The sequence below is a fragment of the Vibrio sp. 03_296 genome (assembly GCF_002265885.1).
This window is the reverse complement of sequence record NZ_NPKW01000130.1, coordinates 67,687-88,454: the sequence shown is the minus strand read 5'-3', so window position 1 is coordinate 88,454 and position 20,768 is coordinate 67,687. Positions and strand designations below refer to the sequence as shown.

Annotated in this window: 17 protein-coding genes; 8 read left to right on the top strand and 9 right to left on the bottom strand. The window is 48.0% G+C overall.

From position 1 onward, the window contains the following. Positions 1–12: 12 nt before the first annotated feature. Together aceF and lpdA are read left to right on the top strand one after the other, a co-directional pair. Positions 13–1,896 (top strand): pyruvate dehydrogenase complex dihydrolipoyllysine-residue acetyltransferase, encoded by a 1,884-nt coding sequence (aceF, locus tag CIK04_RS16385; RefSeq protein ID WP_097352086.1) that lies wholly within the window; start codon positions 13–15, stop codon positions 1,894–1,896. Positions 1,897–2,153: 257 nt separating this feature from the next. Next, entirely contained in the window at positions 2,154–3,581 is a 1,428-nt protein-coding gene (gene lpdA / locus CIK04_RS16380) for a dihydrolipoyl dehydrogenase (RefSeq protein ID WP_011079557.1), read from the top strand. Between the two features lie 131 nt (positions 3,582–3,712). Here the strand turns inward: lpdA and CIK04_RS16375 are convergent, their stop codons facing one another. After that, positions 3,713–4,330, bottom strand: coding sequence for a LuxR/HapR/OpaR family quorum-sensing transcriptional regulator (locus CIK04_RS16375; RefSeq protein ID WP_011079558.1), 618 nt, complete (start codon positions 4,328–4,330; stop codon positions 3,713–3,715). Between the two features lie 391 nt (positions 4,331–4,721). Here CIK04_RS16375 and hpt point away from each other — a divergent pair, with 391 nt between their 5' ends. Next, entirely contained in the window at positions 4,722–5,252 is a 531-nt protein-coding gene (gene hpt, locus CIK04_RS16370) for a hypoxanthine phosphoribosyltransferase (protein WP_011079559.1), read from the top strand. Positions 5,253–5,350: 98 nt separating this feature from the next. Here hpt and can read toward each other — a convergent pair whose 3' ends face one another. Further along, entirely contained in the window at positions 5,351–6,019 is a 669-nt protein-coding gene (can, locus tag CIK04_RS16365; RefSeq protein WP_026060803.1) for a carbonate dehydratase, read from the bottom strand. Between the two features lie 242 nt (positions 6,020–6,261). Here can and CIK04_RS16360 point away from each other — a divergent pair, with 242 nt between their 5' ends. The 3 genes from CIK04_RS16360 (at position 6,262) to CIK04_RS16350 (ending at position 9,795) form a co-directional block, all read left to right on the top strand. After that, positions 6,262–7,932, top strand: coding sequence for a SulP family inorganic anion transporter (locus tag CIK04_RS16360; protein ID WP_026060804.1), 1,671 nt, complete (start codon positions 6,262–6,264; stop codon positions 7,930–7,932). Between the two features lie 167 nt (positions 7,933–8,099). Next, complete coding sequence (locus tag CIK04_RS16355) at positions 8,100–9,023, top strand: ABC transporter ATP-binding protein (RefSeq protein ID WP_017421202.1); 924 nt, start codon at positions 8,100–8,102, stop codon at positions 9,021–9,023. 1 nt (position 9,024) lies between these two features. Next, positions 9,025–9,795 (top strand): ABC transporter permease, encoded by a 771-nt coding sequence (locus CIK04_RS16350; RefSeq protein ID WP_026130632.1) that lies wholly within the window; start codon positions 9,025–9,027, stop codon positions 9,793–9,795. A gap of 97 nt (positions 9,796–9,892) precedes the next feature. Here CIK04_RS16350 and panC read toward each other — a convergent pair whose 3' ends face one another. The 7 genes from panC to sfsA all read right to left on the bottom strand — a co-directional run bounded on the left by panC (position 9,893) and on the right by sfsA (position 15,798). After that, positions 9,893–10,798 carry a pantoate--beta-alanine ligase gene (panC, locus tag CIK04_RS16345; RefSeq protein ID WP_038964323.1) on the bottom strand — a complete coding sequence of 302 codons (906 nt, stop codon included), beginning with the start codon at positions 10,796–10,798 and terminating at the stop codon, positions 9,893–9,895. A gap of 12 nt (positions 10,799–10,810) precedes the next feature. After that, positions 10,811–11,605 (bottom strand): 3-methyl-2-oxobutanoate hydroxymethyltransferase, encoded by a 795-nt coding sequence (panB, locus tag CIK04_RS16340; RefSeq protein WP_038969627.1) that lies wholly within the window; start codon positions 11,603–11,605, stop codon positions 10,811–10,813. Between the two features lie 23 nt (positions 11,606–11,628). Continuing rightward, a complete protein-coding gene (gene folK, locus CIK04_RS16335; RefSeq protein ID WP_045622098.1) occupies positions 11,629–12,114 on the bottom strand; it encodes a 2-amino-4-hydroxy-6-hydroxymethyldihydropteridine diphosphokinase in 486 nt (161 codons plus the stop codon). Continuing rightward, positions 12,111–13,478 (bottom strand): polynucleotide adenylyltransferase PcnB, encoded by a 1,368-nt coding sequence (gene pcnB, locus CIK04_RS16330; RefSeq protein WP_026060806.1) that lies wholly within the window; start codon positions 13,476–13,478, stop codon positions 12,111–12,113. The genes folK and pcnB overlap by 4 nt, the downstream gene beginning before the upstream one ends. Positions 13,479–13,558: 80 nt before the next feature. Next, on the bottom strand, positions 13,559–14,440 hold the full coding sequence (gluQRS, locus tag CIK04_RS16325) for a tRNA glutamyl-Q(34) synthetase GluQRS (RefSeq protein WP_026060807.1): 882 nt from the start codon (positions 14,438–14,440) through the stop codon (positions 13,559–13,561). A gap of 62 nt (positions 14,441–14,502) precedes the next feature. Further along, entirely contained in the window at positions 14,503–14,949 is a 447-nt protein-coding gene (gene dksA / locus CIK04_RS16320; RefSeq protein ID WP_017421208.1) for an RNA polymerase-binding protein DksA, read from the bottom strand. Between the two features lie 132 nt (positions 14,950–15,081). Continuing rightward, on the bottom strand, positions 15,082–15,798 hold the full coding sequence (gene sfsA, locus CIK04_RS16315) for a DNA/RNA nuclease SfsA (RefSeq protein ID WP_017421209.1): 717 nt from the start codon (positions 15,796–15,798) through the stop codon (positions 15,082–15,084). Positions 15,799–15,864: 66 nt separating this feature from the next. Here sfsA and hrpB point away from each other — a divergent pair, with 66 nt between their 5' ends. Then, complete coding sequence (gene hrpB / locus CIK04_RS16310; protein ID WP_097352087.1) at positions 15,865–18,327, top strand: ATP-dependent helicase HrpB; 2,463 nt, start codon at positions 15,865–15,867, stop codon at positions 18,325–18,327. Then, positions 18,324–20,693 (top strand): penicillin-binding protein 1B, encoded by a 2,370-nt coding sequence (mrcB, locus tag CIK04_RS16305; RefSeq protein WP_097352088.1) that lies wholly within the window; start codon positions 18,324–18,326, stop codon positions 20,691–20,693. Before hrpB ends, mrcB begins: the two co-directional genes overlap by 4 nt. Positions 20,694–20,768 lie beyond the last annotated feature (75 nt).

Below are 20,768 nucleotides of genomic sequence, written 5' to 3'. Positions count from 1 at the left end.
TAGGAAAGAATAATGGCAATCGAAATTAATGTACCTGATATCGGTGCGGATGAGGTTGAAGTTACTGAGATTCTTGTAAGCGTTGGCGACAAGGTTGAAGAAGAGCAGTCTCTCATTACTGTAGAAGGCGACAAGGCTTCTATGGAAGTACCTGCTTCTCAAGCGGGTATCGTAAAAGAAATCAAAGTTGTTGCTGGCGATAAAGTAACAACGGGTTCACTTATCATGATCTTCGAAGCAGAAGCGGGCGCAGCTGCGCCTGCTCCAGCGGCAGAAGCAGCTCCAGTAGCTGCACCTGCAGCAGCAAGTGAACTGAAAGAAGTTTGTGTACCGGATATCGGTGGCGACGAAGTAGAAGTGACTGAAATCCTAGTTGCTGTTGGCGATTCAATCGCTGAAGAGCAATCTCTACTGACAGTAGAAGGTGACAAAGCTTCGATGGAAGTACCAGCCCCATTCGCTGGTACGCTAAAGGAAATCAAAGTAGCAGCAGGCGATAAAGTATCGACGGGTTCACTGGTAATGATCTTTGAAGTGGCCGGTTCAGGCGCAGCAGCACCTGCACCCGTTGCAGCGGCAGCTCCGGCAGCGGCACCAGCAGCATCTGGCGCCGGAACGCCGGAACGTAAAGAAGTTAACGTTCCAGATATCGGTGGCGATGAAGTAGAAGTCACTGAAATCATGGTAGCGGTTGGCGATACAGTAACTGAAGAGCAATCTCTGATTACTGTTGAAGGTGACAAAGCTTCTATGGAAGTCCCTGCGCCATTCGCTGGTACGGTTAAAGAAATCAAAGTGGCAGCTGGCGATAAAGTATCAACTGGCTCATTGATCATGGTGTTCGAAGTCGCCGGTGCAGCTCCTGCGCCAGCAGCACCAGCTCAAGCAGCGGCTCCTGCGGCAGCTCCAGCAGCAAAACCAGCAGCAGCTCCGGCAGCAACTGAGTTTGAAGAGAACAACGACTACGCTCACGCTTCACCTGTTGTTCGTCGCCTAGCGCGCGAATTCGGTGTAAACCTAGCGAAAGTAAAAGGTTCTGGTCGTAAGAGCCGTATCCTGAAAGAAGACGTTCAAGCTTACGTGAAAGACGCACTTAAGCGTCTTGAGTCTGGTGCCGTTGCAGCGGCTTCTGGTAAAGGCGATGGCGCAGCGCTTGGTCTACTACCATGGCCAAAAGTCGACTTCAGCAAGTTCGGTGAAACAGAAGTTCAGCCACTATCTCGCATTAAGAAGATCTCGGGTGCAAACCTACATCGTAACTGGGTAATGATCCCTCACGTTACACAGTGGGATAACGCGGATATCACTGAGCTAGAAAACTTCCGTAAAGAGCAAAACGCGATTGAAGCGAAGAAAGACTCGGGCATGAAGATCACTCCACTAGTGTTCATCATGAAAGCGGCAGCGAAAGCACTAGAAGCATTCCCAGCGTTCAACTCTTCGCTATCAGACGACGGTGAAAGCTTGATTCTGAAGAAATACGTGAACATCGGTATTGCGGTAGATACGCCAAACGGCCTAGTGGTTCCTGTCTTTAAAGATGTGAACAAGAAAGGTATCTACGAGCTATCTGAAGAACTGATGGTGGTTTCTAAGAAAGCACGTGCTGGTAAGCTGACTGCAGCGGACATGCAAGGTGGCTGTTTCACGATTTCAAGCCTAGGTGGTATCGGTGGTACTGCGTTTACACCAATCGTAAACGCGCCAGAAGTGGGTATCCTTGGTGTATCTAAGTCTGAGATCAAGCCTGTTTGGAATGGTAAAGAGTTCGCTCCTCGCCTACAACTGCCGCTATCTCTGTCATACGACCACCGTGTGATTGATGGTGCGGAAGGTGCGCGCTTCATTACTTACCTAAACGAGTGCCTATCTGACATTCGTCGTTTGGTTCTGTAATCGACGTGAATATTGAGAGGCGGCCTAACAGCCGCCTCTGTTAATAGAATTATCGGACAATTGGATGACAAGCGAGCACGCGTGTGTTTTTTGTCCATCGAATTGTCGTCTGGCTCACAGGCTAAATTGATTTACTTTTCACACCATTAACATCTCTGTAAACTGTTGGCGGTCTGAAAATGTTTAAAACAAACCACTCTTAAACAAAAATCAAAACTCACTCAGCCTGTTAGGGATAATGACTACAAGAGGTCAAAATGAGCAAAGAAATTAAAGCCCAGGTGGTAGTACTTGGTGCCGGTCCTGCTGGTTACTCCGCTGCATTCCGTTGTGCAGACTTAGGTCTGGACACAGTTCTTATTGAACGTTACAACACTCTTGGTGGTGTGTGTCTGAACGTGGGTTGTATCCCATCGAAAGCACTGCTTCACGTTGCGAAAGTGATCGAAGAAGCAAAAGCGCTTGCTGAGCACGGCATCGTATTTGGCGAGCCTCAAACAGACATCGACAAAATTCGTCTTTGGAAAGAAAAAGTTATCAACCAGTTGACTGGCGGTCTTGGCGGTATGGCGAAGATGCGTAAAGTGAACGTGGTGAATGGCTTTGGTAAATTCACTGGCCCTAACACGATTGAAGTAGAAGGTGAAGACGGTAAAACCGTGGTTAACTTCGACAACGCGATCGTCGCTGCAGGTTCTCGCCCAATCAAACTGCCATTTATCCCACATGAAGACCCACGTATTTGGGACTCAACGGATGCGCTTGAACTGAAAGAAGTTCCTGGAAAGCTGCTGATCATGGGTGGTGGTATCATCGGCCTAGAAATGGGTACCGTTTACCACTCGCTAGGTTCACAGATCGACGTTGTGGAAATGTTCGATCAAGTGATTCCTGCGGCAGATAAAGATATCGTGAAGGTTTACACCAAGCGTATCAGCAAGAAATTTAACCTAATGCTGGAAACGAAAGTAACGGCAGTTGAAGCGAAAGAAGATGGTATCTACGTTTCAATGGAAGGCAAAAAAGCACCAGCAGAAGCTGAGCGCTACGATGCGGTTCTTGTGGCTATCGGTCGTGTACCAAATGGCAAACTGATCGACGGTGAAAAAGCGGGTCTTGAAATCGACGAGCGCGGCTTCATCAACGTTGACAAGCAAATGCGTACTAACGTTCCTCACATCTTTGCTATCGGTGACATCGTTGGTCAACCAATGCTTGCGCACAAAGGTGTGCATGAAGGTCACGTGGCTGCAGAAGTTATCTCTGGTAAGAAGCACTACTTCGATCCTAAAGTTATTCCTTCAATTGCTTACACTGAGCCAGAAGTGGCGTGGGTTGGTAAGACAGAGAAAGAAGCGAAAGCAGAAGGCATCAACTACGAAGTGGCGACTTTCCCATGGGCAGCGTCTGGCCGTGCTATCGCGTCTGACTGCGCGGACGGCATGACTAAGCTGATCTTCGATAAAGAAACGCATCGCGTTATCGGTGGTGCTATCGTTGGTACCAACGGTGGTGAACTGCTGGGTGAAATCGGCCTTGCTATCGAGATGGGTTGTGATGCTGAAGATATCGCACTGACAATCCACGCTCACCCAACGCTACACGAATCTGTTGGTCTAGCGGCGGAAGTGTTTGAAGGTACGATCACTGACCTACCAAACGCGAAAGCGAAGAAGAAAAAATAATCTTCTTAGCGAATAGTCAAAATAAAACCGCTGAATCATCAGCGGTTTTTTATTTCCTCAAAAATGGCCCCACGTTTTACTCGGCATAAAAAAGGTTGGCCGTGGCCAACCTTTATATGAGGTTACTGGTGCTATTCGTGTTCGCGTTTATAGATGCATAGCATGTCTAAGTAGCTGCTGACCAGTTTGCTCAGCTCTGCAGTATTGTTGGTGCGGTTTGCTTGAACAAACAGCGAGTAACAAATGCCGTGGAACAGGTTTGCCAAATCTTCTGGGTTGTGTTGATCACACACTTCACCGCGTTCAATGGCTTTGATGAACATGTTTTGTACCAGCAACTGATTAGTACGGTTGGTGGTGACAAACAGAGGCCAAACTTCGTCACGCGTTGACGCACTCCACTCGAACCAAACTTTCAACCAGTGATTGTCTTGCACCACAAGCTCAATCATTGCGTTGGTGATGTTGGCGATGTTTTCTTTAGCGTGAAGATCCAAATCGATGTTGTCAGATAGGAAATTAGAAAACTGACGAACGACATGATTAAGCACTTCGTCTACAAGATCTTCGCGAGTTGGGAAGTAGTTGAAGACGGTCGCCACAGAAACTTGCGCAATTTCAGCGATGTCTGCGTGACCACCGCGGCCAATGCCACGACGAGCAAACACTTCCAGTGCAATTTCCATGAGCTGCTGTTTACGTTTTAGCGGAGATAAGCGAGTTCGCGGTCTCTTTGCGATTGAGTCCATAGGTTGTTTCCTTACCAATGAGTTGTTTTTATATAAAATGGAACGGCTTAGCTGTTCCTATTGATTGTTTTAATAATTGCTTTTAGCTCCATGAGTGTAATGGTGCATATGCATTGGGTCAATAACTTATGGTGAATAAATGAACAGTAATGTCAATATTGATATCTATCTTGAGCAACTTTTATTTAAATTGGCATCGAGATCTCGTTTATTGATGTGATAGTAAATAGCGTATTGCACTGGCACAACTTCTTCCTTTGGGGGTTAAAGATTGCTTTGCGGAGTGTTACACTACGCGAGAATTTCAGGTGAACGTTTGCGTATTGACCTAAGCGACACTTTGCTCGGGTACGAAACTCACCATTAGCAACGATAAAACATTGAGTACAGTATGAAACATACAGTAGAAGTTATGATTTCTGAGCAGACCGTTCAGGAACGAGTTCGTGAATTAGGTAAACAGATTACTGCGCATTACCAAGGCAGTGAAGATCTTGTGCTAGTCGGCTTGCTACGTGGTTCGTTTGTTTTTATGGCGGATCTTGCTCGTGCCATTGAACTAACGCACCAAGTCGATTTTATGACGGCTTCTAGCTACGGTAATACAATGGAAAGCTCGCGTGACGTTCGCATTCTGAAAGATCTCGATGATGACATCAAAGGCAAGGATGTCTTGATCGTCGAAGACATTATCGACACAGGTAATACTCTGAACAAGATTAAAGAGATTCTGTCTTTAAGAGAACCTAAGTCTATCGAAATTTGTACCTTATTAGACAAGCCTTCACGTCGCGAAGTGCCTGTTCCAGTGAAGTGGATTGGTTTTGAGATCCCTGATGAGTTTGTTGTGGGTGTTGGTATCGACTACGCACAAAAATATCGTCATCTGCCTTTCATTGGTAAAGTGGTTCCACAAGAATAAGTGGGCAAAGGTTGAGATAAATAATGGCCCGCTGATACAGCGGGCCATTGCATTTTTATCTCTAGAACACGGATTGTGTCGGCGATCTGACGATGGCGCTATTCGTGGAACTTCATCACATCGCTATTGAGGATTTTTGCCATCGCAGCCTGATAGTTGACTTCGAGTGACTCGCGGCTGTAGCAACGTACGCCAATGTCTTGCAGGCGGCCATCACCAATACCATACACCACACCGTGAATTTCCACTTCTTGTCCACGCTCCCAAGCGCTTTCCATAATAGTCGAATTGCCCAAGTTGTAGACCTGCTCTGCGACGTTAATTTCACACAGTTTGTCGCCCCATTTTTCTTTTGGTAGTTCACCTAACCAATTGCGATGTTTGAGGTAGAGATCGCGGATGTGCAGTAGCCAGTTATTGATCAAACCAAGGCGCGGATTTTCAATCGCAGCGTTCACCCCTCCACAGCCGTAATGACCACAGATGATGATGTGTTTAACTTTCAACACGTCGACGGCGTATTGCACAACCGAAAGGCAATTTAAATCGGTATGGATCACTTGGTTGGCCACATTACGGTGAACAAATAGTTCACCCGAATAAAGCCCAGTCAAGCGTTCTGCGGGAACGCGACTGTCGGAACACCCAATCCAGAGAAAGCCGGGGTTTTGCCCTTCTTCTAACTTGGAAAAATACTCCGGTTGATGCGATTTGATCTCTTCGGACCATTTTGAGTTGTTTTCAAATAATTGCTTGATTTCCGGCATGTTGCGTCTTACTTCCCTAAAAATTCTTGCATCACTATACACAATGTTACAATTTACCGCCCGAAATAAATTGGCAGAAAAGTACTCATCTGACTAGTTATGGCATAAAAAAATCATAAACTTAGCCGTTAACCAAACCGTAAGTTATATGGTGTAACTTATGAGATCTAATTAACACTTAACGAAATAGGTTAACTTTTGCTAAAGTTGCGCGATTTATGTTTTTTACAGGGAGCTGAGTGATGTTTGGAGATCGTTTTAACGATATCAATCTGAAAGGGGATCTGTTTGGTGGGGTCACCACAGCCATTATTTCTCTGCCACTGGCATTAGCATTTGGTGTGGCCTCTGGAGCTGGGGCTGAAGCCGGTTTGTGGGGAGCGATTTTAGTCGGTTTATTTGCGGCGTTATTTGGTGGTTCATCAACCCTCATTTCTGAACCGACCGGGCCAATGACGGTGATCATGACCGCTGTGTTGACCAGCATGGTGGCGAAATACCCAGAATCTGGTATTGCCATCAGTTTTACCATTGTCATGATGGCTGGTGCTTTTCAGGTACTGATCGGCACATTGAAGTTAGGCAAATACATTACCCTAATGCCGTATAGTGTGGTGTCGGGGTTTATGTCTGGCATCGGCGTGATACTGATCATTTTGCAACTGTCCCCGCTACTTGGGCATGCAGCGCCAGCTGGTGGGGTTCTTGGCACACTGTCTGCGTTGCCTGAGACGATTTCCAACATGAAGTTTAGTGAATTTTTCCTTGGCTTGCTGACGTTGGGCATTCTGTTCTTTTTCCCAAAGCAGTACCGCAAATATGTCCCTGCGCAATTGGTCGCCTTAGTGGCGGTCACGTTGCTTTCTGTCATCGTCTTTGATTTTGATGATGTGCGCCGGATTGGCGAAATTCCAACAGGTCTGCCTTCTCTTGTTGTGCCTGTGATTAATGGCGAAATCTTCACCGCGATGGTGATTGATGCTTTGGTGCTGGGCACGCTCGGTTGTATTGATACTTTACTGACGGCCGTGATTGGCGATTCTTTGACGCGTAAAGAGCATGATTCAGATAAAGAGCTACGCGGGCAAGGTTTGGCGAACATGATCTCGGGTCTGTTTGGTGCATTGCCTGGTGCGGGCGCGACCATGGGGACAGTGACCAATATCCAGGTGGGGGCGCGATCGCCGTTATCAGGCGTGATTCGCGCCTTGATTCTGGCGCTGGTTGTATTGGTAGCGAGCGGATTGACGGAACCTATCCCAATGGCAGTGCTGGCGGGGATTGCGGTGTACGTCGGTTTCGGCATTTTGGACTGGAGCTTTATTCAACGCGCGCACCGAGTGAGCGTGCAAGGCATGGCGATCATGTATGGCGTGATGCTGCTGACGGTGTTTGTCGATCTGATTGTGGCGGTGGGTCTAGGTGTCTTCATTTCCAATATCCTTATTATCGAGCGCCTCAGTCGCGTGCAAGCCAAGCAAGTGAAAGCAATCAGTGACGCGGATGAAAACGATGTGCCACTGACAGACAGTGAGCGTGGCTTGCTTGATCGTGCCAATGGCAAAGTGCTGTTTTTTTACCTCTCTGGCCCGATGATTTTCAGTGTCTCGAAAGCGATCTCGCGTCAGCACAGCAGCATTGCCGATTACGAAGCGATGATTCTTGATCTGACCGACGTGCCGATGATTGATGTCACCGTTGGCCTCGCATTAGAAAACGCCATTAAAGATGCGCAAGAAGCTCAGTGCGATGTCTACTTACTCTGCCCGAATGAGCGAGTTCGTGAGCAGCTTGAAAAGTTCCATGTACTGGATTTGGTGCCGGATGAAAATACCTTTAAATTCCGCTATGAAGCACTCAACGCTGCGGTGAATAAAGTTGAGCAAGATGAGCACCAAGGCGCGTTTGTTTAAACGTTTAAAGAGGGTGAATGAGTCGCAGAAAAACGCAGAGGTCTTCCTCTGCGTTTTTATTATCCGTGCGGGCAGTTTTTTATGATTAATTGCTAATGTAGGGTTGAAAAATCGCCACTCAAGCGTCATTTGATAGGCATCATAGAGAAAAAGAGCAATACAACATTATGTATGCATTACAAATTGAGCAGCTACGAAAAACGTATGCTGGAGGCTTCGAGGCGCTAAAAGGCATCAGTTTAGGCGTGCAAGAAGGGGATTTTTATGCGCTGCTGGGGCCAAATGGCGCGGGGAAATCCACCACAATAGGCGTGATTTCTTCTCTGGTGAACAAAACATCGGGCAACGTCAAAGTCTTTGGTTACGACATTGATCGCGATTTGGAGTTGGCAAAGCAACATCTTGGCTTGGTGCCACAGGAGTTCAACTTCAATCAGTTTGAAACCGTAGAGCAGATCGTGTTGCAGCAGGCTGGTTATTACGGTGTGCCACGTGAACTCGCCAAGCAACGAGCAGAGAAGTATCTGACCAAACTCGATTTGTGGGAAAAACGCAAAGAGCGAGCAAGAAATCTTTCTGGTGGGATGAAGCGTCGTCTGATGATCGCTCGTGCTCTGATGCATGAACCTAAGCTGCTGATTTTAGATGAGCCAACGGCGGGTGTTGATATCGAGCTGCGTCGTTCAATGTGGGAGTTTCTCAAAGAGATCAATCAAAAGCAGGGCATTACCATCATTTTGACCACCCACTATTTGGAAGAGGCTGAAATGCTGTGCCGCAATATCGGCATCATCAACCGAGGTGAGTTAATTGAAAATACCACGATGAAGTCGTTGCTGGCTAAGTTAGATGTGGAAACATTCATTTTAGATCTTGCCCCGAATTCGCCGATTCCTTGTTTGGAAGGAGTGGTGTCATCTCGTGTTGAAAATGACTCTTTAGAGATCGAAGTGGAGAAAAGCCAGCCGTTAAACCATGTGTTCAGTCAGTTGAGTGAGCAGGGGGTAATGGTCATGTCGATGCGTAATAAAGCCAATCGCTTAGAAGAGCTGTTTGTGAACATCGTGCGTGAACAGGCGAAGGAGAAATAATATGTATCGTCTTTATTGGACTGCTTTTTGTAGCCTGTTAACCAAAGAGATCAACCGCTTTACTCGGATTTGGGTCCAAACCTTGGTGCCGCCAGCCATTACCATGACGCTGTATTTTATTATTTTTGGTAATTTGATTGGCTCTCGCATTGGCCAAATGAACGGTTTCAGTTACATGGAATATATCGTACCCGGTTTGATCATGATGTCGGTGATCACCAACTCCTATTCCAACGTTGCTTCATCATTCTTTAGTGCCAAATTTCAGCGCAACATCGAAGAGTTGTTAGTGGCACCTGTGCCGAATTACGTGATTATTTTTGGTTTTGTCATGGGCGGTGTCGCTCGTGGTTTGCTGGTGGGTGCCATGGTTACCATGGTCTCTTTGCTGTTCGTTGATTTGCAAGTTGAGCATTGGGGAATCATCATTGCGACGGTCTTTTTGACGTCAGTGGTCTTTTCATTAGGTGGTTTGATCAACGCAGTTTTTGCCCGAACGTTTGACGATATTTCAATTATCCCCACGTTTGTGCTTACGCCATTGACCTATCTTGGCGGTGTTTTCTACTCCATTCAGTTATTGCCTGAGTTTTGGCAAGGTGTGTCGCAAATCAACCCGATTGTTTATATGGTTAACGCGTTTCGTTATGGTTTCTTGGGCGTTTCTGATGTGGGGATCGCCACATCGTTTACAGTGCTAAGTGCGTTTGTTGTCTTACTTTATGGCGTAGCGCACTACTTAGTGACACGTGGTATCGGTTTGCGTTCTTAACGAAAACTCATGTTCAGTTCACAGATAACAAAAAGGGATTGCCAATGGCAATCCCTTTATTCTTTGTGCGGGAAGTGTTTAGGTCAGTGATGACACATCAGTGACTGTTTTCACTTTCTGATTCGGTGCTGTCGACTTCTTCTTTGCTGTCTTTCACTAATTCCACAACTTGATTGTCGATCAGGCGAGCTTTGCCCAAGAAAGCGGACATCAGAATAACGGCTTGCGTGCTCTCCGCGTTTACCGCTTGTAGAGTGCGTGCATCACGAATGAAAATTTCATCCGGGTGTAAGCCTGCGGCGCGCAATTGATCGCTGGCGTCTTCAATGATAGAAGCAAAGTCATCACGGCCACCACGGATAGCGCTGCTGATCCAACGCATGGTGCGAGCCAAGACTGGCGCACGTTGGCGCTCATCAATGGTCAACAAGCCATTGCGAGAACTCATGGCAAGGCCATCCATCTCACGCACGGTAGGCACACCAATAATCTCAATGTCCATTGCTAAATCGGTGGTCATTTTGCGAATGATAGCGAGCTGTTGGAAATCTTTTTCACCAAAGCAAGCCACGTCTGGCTGAACAATGTTAAACAGCTTGGTCACCACTGTCGCGACACCGCGGAAATGGCCTGGACGCGATGCCCCCTCCAGCATGGTTGATAAGCCAGGGACTTCAACGAGAGTCTGCTTATCCAAGCCTTCTGGATAGATCATTTCTGGCGTTGGCGTAAAGACCAGTTCAACTGCTTCACCGTTGAGTTTGCTGAGATCATCTTCCAACGTTCTTGGATAATTATTTAAATCGTCAGCGCGATCAAACTGCATTGGGTTAACAAAAATACTGACAACCACGATATCGGCGTGCTCACGAGCTTTACGCACTAGCGTCAAGTGGCCTTCATGCAAATTGCCCATGGTTGGAACAAAAGCAATTCGACGTCCTTCGCGTTTGAACGTTTTGATCTGTTCACGAAGGGCTGAAATTTCGGCAAAGGTTTGCATTTACATTATCCTCTAAGCAATGGTGTGCGCTTCATCAGGGAAGGTGCCTGCTTGTACTTGTTCCATGTACAGCGCCACGGCTTTGCGCATATCTCCTGTTTCTGCCAGGAAATTTTTCGAGAATTTTGGCATGTAATTGGCTGAAATACCAAACATATCGTGCATCACGAGGATTTGGCCATCAGTGACATTTCCAGCGCCAATACCAATCACAGGTACATCCAGTACTTGAGTAATTCGCGCTGCTAGCTCAGCAGGTACACACTCAAGTAGGACGATTTGTGCACCTGCCGCTTGCAACGCTAGTGCATCTTTGACCATGCGATCGGCTTTTTCCTGATCGCGGCCTTGCACTTTGTAACCACCAAAAATATTAACGGATTGTGGTGTTAAACCGAGGTGGGCACACACTGGAACCGCACGCTCTGTAAGCATTTTTACCGTATCAACCAGCCAATCGCCACCTTCGATTTTGACCATGTTGGCGCCCGCTCGCATTAATTGCGCCGCGTTTTCACAGGCTTGCTCTGGTGTGGCGTAACTCATAAATGGCATATCCGCCATCAATAGACAATTTGGGCTACCCGTACGAACACAGCGTGTGTGGTAAGCAATGTCTTCAACAGTCACTGGAAGCGTGTCATTTTTGCCTTGCAACACCATACCAAGAGAGTCGCCGACCAGTAATACTGGCATTTCTTGGCTCTCAAAAAGTTGCGCAAAACTTGCATCGTATGCTGTTGAAGTCGCAAATTTACGACCTTCCTGCTTCCACTTAATCAGGTCATTAATGGTGATTTTTTTCATGATTTTTCCTTACCAGGATTTGGCTATGAATGCCAAATGCCGAGGCCATTCTTATCCACTATTGTGAGAAGTTGAGATAGCTCGGTCCCATCAGGGAGGGTTAAATTTGGTGCGATTTCAGCGAGCGGGTAGAGCACGAACTCGCGCTCCTTCATTCCGTAGTGAGGAATGGTCAATCGCTCGGAGTCGATCACCTCATCGCCGTAAAGAATAATATCTAAATCGAGGGTTCTTGGGCCCCAACGTTCTTCTTTACGGACACGCCCTTGTTCCAGTTCAATAGCTTGAGTGCAATCGAGCAGTTCCAACGGCGTTAATTCGGTTTCTATGGCAGCGACCGCATTGATGTAGTCTGGTTGATCTTGCGGGCCCATCGGGGAGCTGCTGTAGAGCTGTGAAGCGACAAGTAGGCGCGATTTTGGCAGCGTTTTTAGTGCTTCAATGGCGCTTTTGGCTTGGCTAACAGGATCGGCAAGATTACTGCCAATGGCAATATAGGCAGTGATCATGATTGGCTTCTGCTCTTTTTCTTATTAAAGGAGCGACGCTTACGGCCAGTTTTTGAACCACCTGCAGGGCCTTCTAGATCGTTCACCATCGCGAGACGCATTTCACGTCCTGCGTTTTGGAAGGTGTTCCACCAGTTAGCGAGTTTGGCTGTCTCTCCACCTTCCACTTCACCGCGCATTTCGAGGAAATCGAAACCCGCACGGAATTTGTTGAGTTCCATTAAGCGGAATGCACGTTTACCGTTGCGACGAGGTAGACGCAGTTGCAGTTGCCAAATTTCACGAATGGTTGCGGTGTGGCGGCGCGGAATAGCAATCGAACGCACCTGCTCATCAAGGATCAGGTTGCTCGCTTCCATGACGGCGTCGTAGTGACACAAATTGTGGCTATCCATCAATTTGTCCGCCAGCTCAAGCAGTGGATACCACAGCATAGCTGCAAACATGTAAGCGGGATTAATGCGCTTGCCTTCTTCGACACGAATGTCGGTGGAGTCTAAGACTAGGTCCAACATCCGCTCAGTTTTGGAAGAGTAATCCTCGGTGAAATAAGCTGAGATCGCTGGGAACATTTGTTGGAATAGATTGTATTCACGCATGAGGTGATACGTTTCCAAGCCATGGCCCGATTGCAGTAGCTTGAGCGATTCTTCATATAAACGCGCGGCAGGGATGTCTCTTAACAAATACGCCATCTCTTCGATCGGTGCTGCCGTGTCTTCTTCGATATCGAAGTCGAGCTTGGCGGCAAATCGAATCGCGCGAAGCATACGTACAGGATCTTCACGATAGCGAGTTTCTGGGTCGCCAATTAAGCGTACTAAGCGATCTTCAAGGTCTTCAACACCACCTGCGTAATCGTGGATCGAGTAATCGGCAATGTTGTAATACATCGCATTGATGGTGAAGTCACGTCGCTCAGCATCTTCATCAATGGTGCCATACACGTTATCACGCAACAGCATGCCTTCTTTTGACTGCTGGGAGATCTGCGAATTGGCATCTTGGTGGTGTCCACGGAACGTGGCCACTTCAATTATTTCGCGACCAAACATGATATGCGCCAGTCTAAAGCGGCGACCAATCAGGCGGCAGTTACGGAATAACTGCTTTAGCTGCTCAGGTGTCGCGTTGGTTGCAATATCAAAATCTTTTGGGCTTTGTCCCAGCAGTAAATCACGTACGCCACCGCCAACAAGATAAGCGTCGAAGCCGGCGCCATGAAGTCGGTACAGTACTTTTAGCGCATGGTCGCTAATCTGCTTGCGCGAAATATTGTGCTCTTGACGAGTAATGACATTTAAAGCGAGTTCCGGACACGTGGTGGAATCGCATGTTGTATATTCGTTTTTATTCATGTGCATCTGGCAACAGTGAATGATCATCACTTTGCATGGGTTAGTTTTTTACGCCGATTTGGCCTGAATTTGCGCCCTATAATAGCTCACGCCGTGCCATTTGAGAATCGCGCCGTGATTTCTAGCGACTCGGGCAACTGATTTAGGTGCCAATTTTGTACACCCCAACGCAGAATTTCATCCAAATTGGCCTGATGAAGTTCTTTGGGAATGGCAAAACCTAAAAAAGCCATCGCTTCAAGAATCATAGAGGCTGGATGTGTCAAATCAATGCCAGTGGCATGATTTTGTTTGGAGAGCTTGTTGCCATTTTTATCCATTGCCAGTGGCAAGTGCAAATATCGGACAGGAACTTGACCGAGCATGCGGTACAAGCTGATTTGACGACCGGTTGGTTCGATCAAATCAGCGCCACGCACCACTTCAGTCACACCCTGATCGATATCGTCCAATACCACTGCAAGATTATAGGCAAACAAACCATCACGGCGTTTGATGATGAAATCTTCTTGCGCGAGTTCAAGAGGAATCTGCATCTGCCCATGACGAAGATCGTCAAAATGAGTGATGGGCTGCGTCATTTTGAGACGAATAGCCCCTTCATCCAAATGCAACTCTTGGCAATGGCCGTTGTAATAGCCACCCATTTCTTTGATCTGCTTGCGACTGCACTGGCAGTAATAGGCTTGACCGCTTTGCAGCCATTGATCAATTTGCGCTTGATAGAGGTGATGACGCTGGCTTTGGTAAACCACTTCGCCATCCCAAAATAAGTGATAAGTTTCGAGCGTTTTTAAAATCAAATCCGCCGCCCCCGGCATTTCTCGAGGCGGATCGAGATCTTCAATACGCACTAACCACTGACCATGCTGAGATTTGGCTTGAAAGTAGCTGCCTAAAGCTGCAATCAAAGAGCCAAAATGCAATGGGCCTGATGGGGAGGGGGCAAAACGACCGATGTAGCTCATGGATGTCATCTCAAAACAAAAAGGGAGCATCAGCTCCCTTAATCATGTTAGGCAGGTTATTCTTAACCTTGCATTTGCTTCTCTTTGATCTCTGCAAGCGTTTTACAGTCGATACAAAGATCGGCAGTTGGGCGCGCTTCTAAACGGCGAATGCCGATTTCCACACCACAAGATTCACAGAAACCGAAATCATCGTCTTTGATTTTATCCAGCGTCTTCTCAATTTTCTTGATCAGGCGGCGTTCGCGGTCACGGTTACGCAGTTCTAGGCTGAATTCTTCTTCTTGAGAGGCACGGTCAACTGGGTCAGGAAAATTCGCCGCTTCGTCCTGCATATGGTGAACAGTACGGTCAACTTCTTCCCTAAGCTGATTGCGCCAAGCTTCTAAAATCTTTCTAAAGTGAGCCACTTGGCCTGGTGACATGTATTCTTCACCGGCTTTTTCCTGATATGGCTCCACACCTGCAATGGCTAGGATGCCTAGCGTTTTTTTCTTCGATTCTGGCATACAGCATCTCCTACTTACACCTAGTCAACTGCTAAGCAGCTAATTTAAGGCGGGTATCTATAGCAGAAAGAGGCGGTGCTGGCAAACTATCAATCGTAAACTTAACGTCAATGTGAAGACCACATCATTTTTCTAGCTATTGTTAAACGCAATAGCAGAATTGAGTTTGATTTCAGTATTGCTGATCTCTGCTTTATAGCAGAGGACTTCAACTCCGGCTTTTTGTGCTTGTTTTAGTAATTGGGAATATTTGGCGTCTATATGGAGCGCCGCAGCAACTTTTTCAATACCTGAATGTAAAACAGCAAATAAAAGTATGGCTCTACTTCCATTTTGTGCCATTTCTGTGAGCTCTCGCAGGTGTTTTTGTCCACGGGTGGTCACTGCATCAGGAAAGAAGCCTTGTCCAGGCTCGGTGTCATCTAGCAAGGTGACACTCTTTACTTCTATATAGCATGCTGGTCGGTCGCTTGCGCTGAGCAAGATATCAATTCGACTATTTTCATGACCATATTTCACTTCAGTTTGAAGTTGCTCATACCCTGAGAGCTCTTTAATCCAGCCTTGTTCAATCGCTTCCACAGCAAGCTGGTTAGCGCGAAGGGTATTGACACAGATAAGGTGACCCTGCTGCGTTTCTGTGATTTCCCAACTGTGGGGGTATTTTCGTTTGGGGTTGTCGGAAGTGGAGTACCACACTTTATCACCAGGGGTTGCGCAGCCAGTCATGGCACCAGTATTGGCACAATGAATCGTGCCTGTCTCGCCGCTTTGATAGGTCACATCGGCGAGAAAGCGTTTATAGCGTTTTTGTAATAGGGCGCAATCTAGCGCGGGTTCGAAATGCATTTGCTTATTTAGACGAGCGGGTTTTTATGTACAATGTGGCCGCCATTTAAGCATAAGGACTCAACATTGTCACAATTGCCTATCCACGCCGTGATGCCACAACTGCTTCGCGCGGTCTCGCAACATTCACAAGTCATACTCAAAGCCGCACCTGGTGCGGGTAAATCCACTTATTTCCCTTTGCAGTTGCTGCTGAGTAATGAATTCAGCGGAAAAATCGTGATGCTTGAGCCACGACGCTTAGCGGCGCGCAATATTGCTCGCTATTTGGCGCAGCAACTTGGCGAAAAAGTTGGTGAGAGAGTGGGGTATCGTGTTCGTGGCGAAAGCAAGGTTAGCCACGCGACCAAGCTGGAAATCGTTACCGAGGGGATCATGACGCGCATGATCCAAAGCGATCCAGAGCTGAATGGGGTTGATGTACTGATCTTTGATGAATTTCACGAGCGTAGTTTGCATGCTGATATTGCCTTGGCGCTTGCTCTTGAAGTGCAAGAAGCGCTGCGTGACGATCTGAAATTAGTGGTGATGTCGGCCACACTTGAGCAGCATGCTTTGCAATCTCTCATGCCTCAGGCCAGTTTTATAGAATCTCAAGGTCGCAGTTATGTGGTTGAGCAGCGCTATCAGCCGTTAAAAACGAACGATTTTTTACCCAATGTGATGGCGAAAACCATTGAGCATCTACTGGCAACGGAATCGGGCTCTTTGCTGGCGTTTCTACCAGGAGTGGCAGCGATCAAACAAGTGGCAGAGCGTTTAGAGCATCTCAGTGAGCAAGTGGTGATCTGCCCGTTGTACGGTCAGCTCTCTTTTGCTGAGCAGCAAAAGGCGATTGAGCCCGCCAAAGCCGGTGAGCGAAAGGTGGTGCTGGCGACCAACATTGCCGAAACATCGTTAACCATCGAAGGGATCCGCTTGGTCGTCGATAGCGGTTTAGAGCGGGTGGCAAAGTTTGATTTGAAAACGGGGATCACCAAGTTAGAGCAAGTGCGTATTGCGCAATCGTCAGCCATTCAGCGCGCGGGGCGTGCGGGTCGAGTGGAAGAGGGGATTTGTGTACGTTTGTACTCTGAAAGCCAGTACCAGCAAATGGCGAGTGTGCCCCTTCCAGAGATCATGCAAGCCGATCTTGCTCCGTTGATGATGGAGCTGGCGCAATGGGGGGTAAGTGAACCAGAACAAGTGAAGTTATTGGATATCCCCTCTTCGGCAGCGGTGCGTCAGGCCAAACAACTGTTGCAGCAATTGGGATTAATCTCTGGGCACCAATTGACGAGTGAAGGACAGCTGGCGCAGCGGCTTGGTGTTGAGCCGCGTATTGCCGCCATGTTGATCGGTGCTCAGCAACGCGACGAGACGCTTTTCGCCTCAGCCTTGGCAGTCGCGGTGATGTTGGAAGAGCCTGAGCGTAACATCAGCAACGTTTGCCACAGCTTACACCGTTGGCAGCAAAGTAAGCACAGCAAGACGGCGCTACTCACTCAGCGAGCCAATGCTCTGGCGAATAAACTCAATGGCACTTTCTCTTTGAAGCGGGTGACTGAATCGGCCTGTGCCATTGCCGCTAGCTTGGCATTTCCCGATCGCATTGCTCAAAAACGAGGCCAACAGTTTGGCCGATATTTGATGGCAAATGGTCACGGAGCAGAACTGCGTGAGGACGACCCTTTGGGCGGAGAAGAGTACCTTGTGGTGCTCGATCTGATGCGTGGCCAAAAAAATGCCAGCCAGATCCAATTGGCTATCCCGCTAGACCTATCGGCTTTGCAACAAAGCAATCCAAGTTGCCTCGTTAGCCACGAGCACATTGATTGGGATGAAACCAAAGGGCGTTTACTGGCGGAAAAGCAGCGAAGAATCGGAGAGCTGGTGGTGAACAGAGAAACACTTGCTCAACCCGGAAAAGAAAAAATGACGCAAGCTTTGCTCTCCTATGTCCGAAGAAAGGGGCTAGCGGTATTAGACTGGGGCGATAAATCCCAATCGCTACTCGAGCGTATTCGTTGTGCCATTGAGTGGTTGCCGGAACAGGCTTGGCCAGCGATGGATGACGCCAGCTTGCTCAGCGAGTTAGAGCAATGGTTGGAACCGTATATGGCACATGTCGCAACGGTGAAAGATCTGGCTAAAATCAACCTCTGCGAAGCATTGAATGCTCGCCTTGGTTGGCCGTTGAATCAGCAATTGGATGAGTGGTTGCCTAAGCACTACACCTTACCAACCGGCACCCAGCAAATGATTCGCTATCAACAAGGTGCTAACCCAGTACTTTCGGTACGCATGCAAGAGATGTTCGGTGAGCAAAGCTCGCCAACGGTGGCGCAAGGACGTGTAAAGCTCACCTTAGAGCTGCTTTCCCCTGCGCGTCGTCCTTTGCAAGTGACGCAAGACCTGGCCGGTTTTTGGGCTGGCGCTTATAAAGAAGTGCAAAAAGAGATGAAAGGTCGTTACCCTAAGCATGTTTGGCCTGACGATCCTGCCACTCACCAAGCAACCAATAAAACCAAAAGACAGTTACACTCATGACCCAAGAAAAAAAGTCGAACGACAGTAAGAAAACGACCACAAGAAAGCGTACCGCCAATCGTACTCCGAGAAAAACGACCAAAAAACGCAGCGCAGTGAAAGCACCAAAGCGTCAATGGTTGAAGACGCTTTGGTCTTTGAGTTGGAAAGCGGGGCTCGCGCTGGTAGCAGTGCTGATTTTTGTCGGCATTTATCTCGATAGCGTGGTCAAACAACGTTTTGAAGGTCAGCTATTTCAACTGCCGACGGTGGTGTATGCGCGTATTCAAACCTTGTATGCGGGAGAAAATGTTTCTCGCCCGGAGCTGCAGAAAGAGCTCGATATCCTCAACTATCGCAAGGTGAGCCAGCCGAGATATCCCGGTGAGTATTCCTCTTCATCGAGCAAGATTGAGCTTATTCGTCGTCCTTTTGAATTTGTCGATGGGCCAGAGGCTGATCGTCATGTGATGTTGCATTTTGACGCCTCAAGCTTAACTCGCATTCAATCTCTGGAATCCAAAGGGGATCTCGGCTATTTGCGCCTTGAGCCGAAGATGCTGGGCATGCTGGAGAAAGACACCGACGAGCAGCGCTTGTTTTTACGCCGTGAGCAATTTCCCGAGATCATGGTTGATGCTCTGTTAGTCACGGAAGATCGCGATTTCTATCAACATGATGGTGTATCTCCATTAGCGATTGCACGCGCGATGTTTGTCAATCTTAAAGCGGGCAGAACGGTGCAAGGGGGCAGTACCTTGACACAGCAGTTGGCCAAAAACCTTTTTCTTACCCAAGACCGAACTTTATGGCGAAAAGTGAGAGAGGCGTATATCGCGTTGATCTTGGACTATCGCTACAGTAAAGATCGCATTCTTGAAGCCTATCTTAACGAAGTCTATTTAGGGCAGAGTGGAAACCAAGCGATCCATGGTTTTGGTTTGGCTTCTCGTTACTACTTTGGTCAACCGATCCAAGAGTTGCGTATTGATCAGTTGGCGATGCTGGTGGGGATGGTGAAAGGGCCATCTTACTATAATCCAGTGCGCTTTCCTGAGCGAACCAAAGAGCGTCGTGACTTGGTGCTGCGTTTGATGATGCAGCAAAACATGCTCACCGCATCGGAGTACGATCAAGCCGCCAGTCGCCCTCTTGATATTCAAAATGTCCCTCGTATTGCCAGCCGTCAGCCCGCTTATTTTCAGCAGTTGTCGATGGAATTAAGGGCGAAAGTGGGGGAAGCTTTCCAAGGCGAAACGGGATTGCGCGTGTTTACTTCGCTTGATCCTATTTCACAAGACAAATTGGAAAAAGCGATCAGCAAAAAAGTCCCTGAGTTGGGGAAAGTGGCGGGTAATGAGCTCGAAGCGGCGGCCGTTGCCGTGGATCGTACCAGTGGTGAAATTCGTGCCATGGTGGGTGGTAAACGCACGGGATACGATGGTTTTAACCGGGCGATCAACGCCAGCCGTCCGATCGGCTCTTTGGTGAAGCCGGCCGTGTATTTGACGGCGCTAGAACAGCCTGAAAAATACACCTTAGCCACCACGTTGCAAGATACGCCATTAAGTTTGAAAGGCAGTAAAGGCTCGGTATGGGAGCCTCGCAATTTTGATCGACAGTTCCGCGGTGATGTGCCTCTTTACCAGGCGCTGGCGAAATCACTCAACGTGCCCACAGTTCGCCTTGGCATGCAATTGGGGATTGATCAAGTATCCGATACGTTGGCGAGATTAGGGGTAAATCGCAACGAAATTCGCCCAGTCCCTTCTATGTTCCTTGGTGCGTTCTCTCTCACGCCGTTGGAAGTGGCGCAGATGTACCAAACCTTGACAAATTCAGGACGAAAAGCGCCACTCACCGCCCTTCGTTCTGTGGTGGATTTGGAAGGGCACGTTTTGTATCAGTCGTTGCCCAAATCCTCTCCTGCAGTGAATGAGCAGGCAGCATGGCTAACCACGTATGCGATGAAACAAGGGGTGGCACAAGGCACAGGCCGTTATCTGCAAAATCAGTTTGCTTGGGCTGCGCTCGCGGGCAAAACCGGCACCAGTAATGCTAGCCGAGACAGTTGGTTTGTCGGGGTTGACGGCCGAGAAGTCACCACCATTTGGCTAGGCCGAGATGATAACCAGCCGACCAAGCTGACAGGCGCAAGTGGTGCGTTGCGAGTGTACGCTGAATACCTAAAACAGCGGACGCCAGAGAAACTGATTTTGCCGTGGCCAAAAGAGATCACCACCTTGGGTTATCAGCAAAAAAGCGATGGTGAACTTTCGCTCGACTGCTCAAGTCAATTCACTCTGCCGGTGTGGGATAAGCTGGGTGAATTAAAAGCACAGTGTGAAAAATCCTCTAACTGGTTGAATAAATTGCTCAGTTGGTAATTGTCCCCGTACCCAATTCGGTGTAAAACTGTTCAACATAAAGTGAAAACATAGGGAGAGTGAAAGCGTGACACG

Coding starts and splice junctions, on each gene's coding strand:
- panC (WP_038964323.1), bottom strand. CDS start 10,798: ATGCAAACCTTTGCCGAAATTTCAGCCCTTCGTGAACAGATCAAAACG.
- can (WP_026060803.1), bottom strand. CDS start 6,019: ATGCCGGAAATCAAGCAATTATTTGAAAACAACTCAAAATGGTCCGAA.
- CIK04_RS16350 (WP_026130632.1), top strand. CDS start 9,025: ATGTATCGTCTTTATTGGACTGCTTTTTGTAGCCTGTTAACCAAAGAG.
- aceF (WP_097352086.1), top strand. CDS start 13: ATGGCAATCGAAATTAATGTACCTGATATCGGTGCGGATGAGGTTGAA.
- CIK04_RS16355 (WP_017421202.1), top strand. CDS start 8,100: ATGTATGCATTACAAATTGAGCAGCTACGAAAAACGTATGCTGGAGGC.
- panB (WP_038969627.1), bottom strand. CDS start 11,605: ATGAAAAAAATCACCATTAATGACCTGATTAAGTGGAAGCAGGAAGGT.
- lpdA (WP_011079557.1), top strand. CDS start 2,154: ATGAGCAAAGAAATTAAAGCCCAGGTGGTAGTACTTGGTGCCGGTCCT.
- dksA (WP_017421208.1), bottom strand. CDS start 14,949: ATGCCAGAATCGAAGAAAAAAACGCTAGGCATCCTAGCCATTGCAGGT.
- hpt (WP_011079559.1), top strand. CDS start 4,722: ATGAAACATACAGTAGAAGTTATGATTTCTGAGCAGACCGTTCAGGAA.
- gluQRS (WP_026060807.1), bottom strand. CDS start 14,440: ATGAGCTACATCGGTCGTTTTGCCCCCTCCCCATCAGGCCCATTGCAT.
- folK (WP_045622098.1), bottom strand. CDS start 12,114: ATGATCACTGCCTATATTGCCATTGGCAGTAATCTTGCCGATCCTGTT.
- mrcB (WP_097352088.1), top strand. CDS start 18,324: ATGACCCAAGAAAAAAAGTCGAACGACAGTAAGAAAACGACCACAAGA.
- CIK04_RS16360 (WP_026060804.1), top strand. CDS start 6,262: ATGTTTGGAGATCGTTTTAACGATATCAATCTGAAAGGGGATCTGTTT.
- sfsA (WP_017421209.1), bottom strand. CDS start 15,798: ATGCATTTCGAACCCGCGCTAGATTGCGCCCTATTACAAAAACGCTAT.
- CIK04_RS16375 (WP_011079558.1), bottom strand. CDS start 4,330: ATGGACTCAATCGCAAAGAGACCGCGAACTCGCTTATCTCCGCTAAAA.
- pcnB (WP_026060806.1), bottom strand. CDS start 13,478: ATGCACATGAATAAAAACGAATATACAACATGCGATTCCACCACGTGT.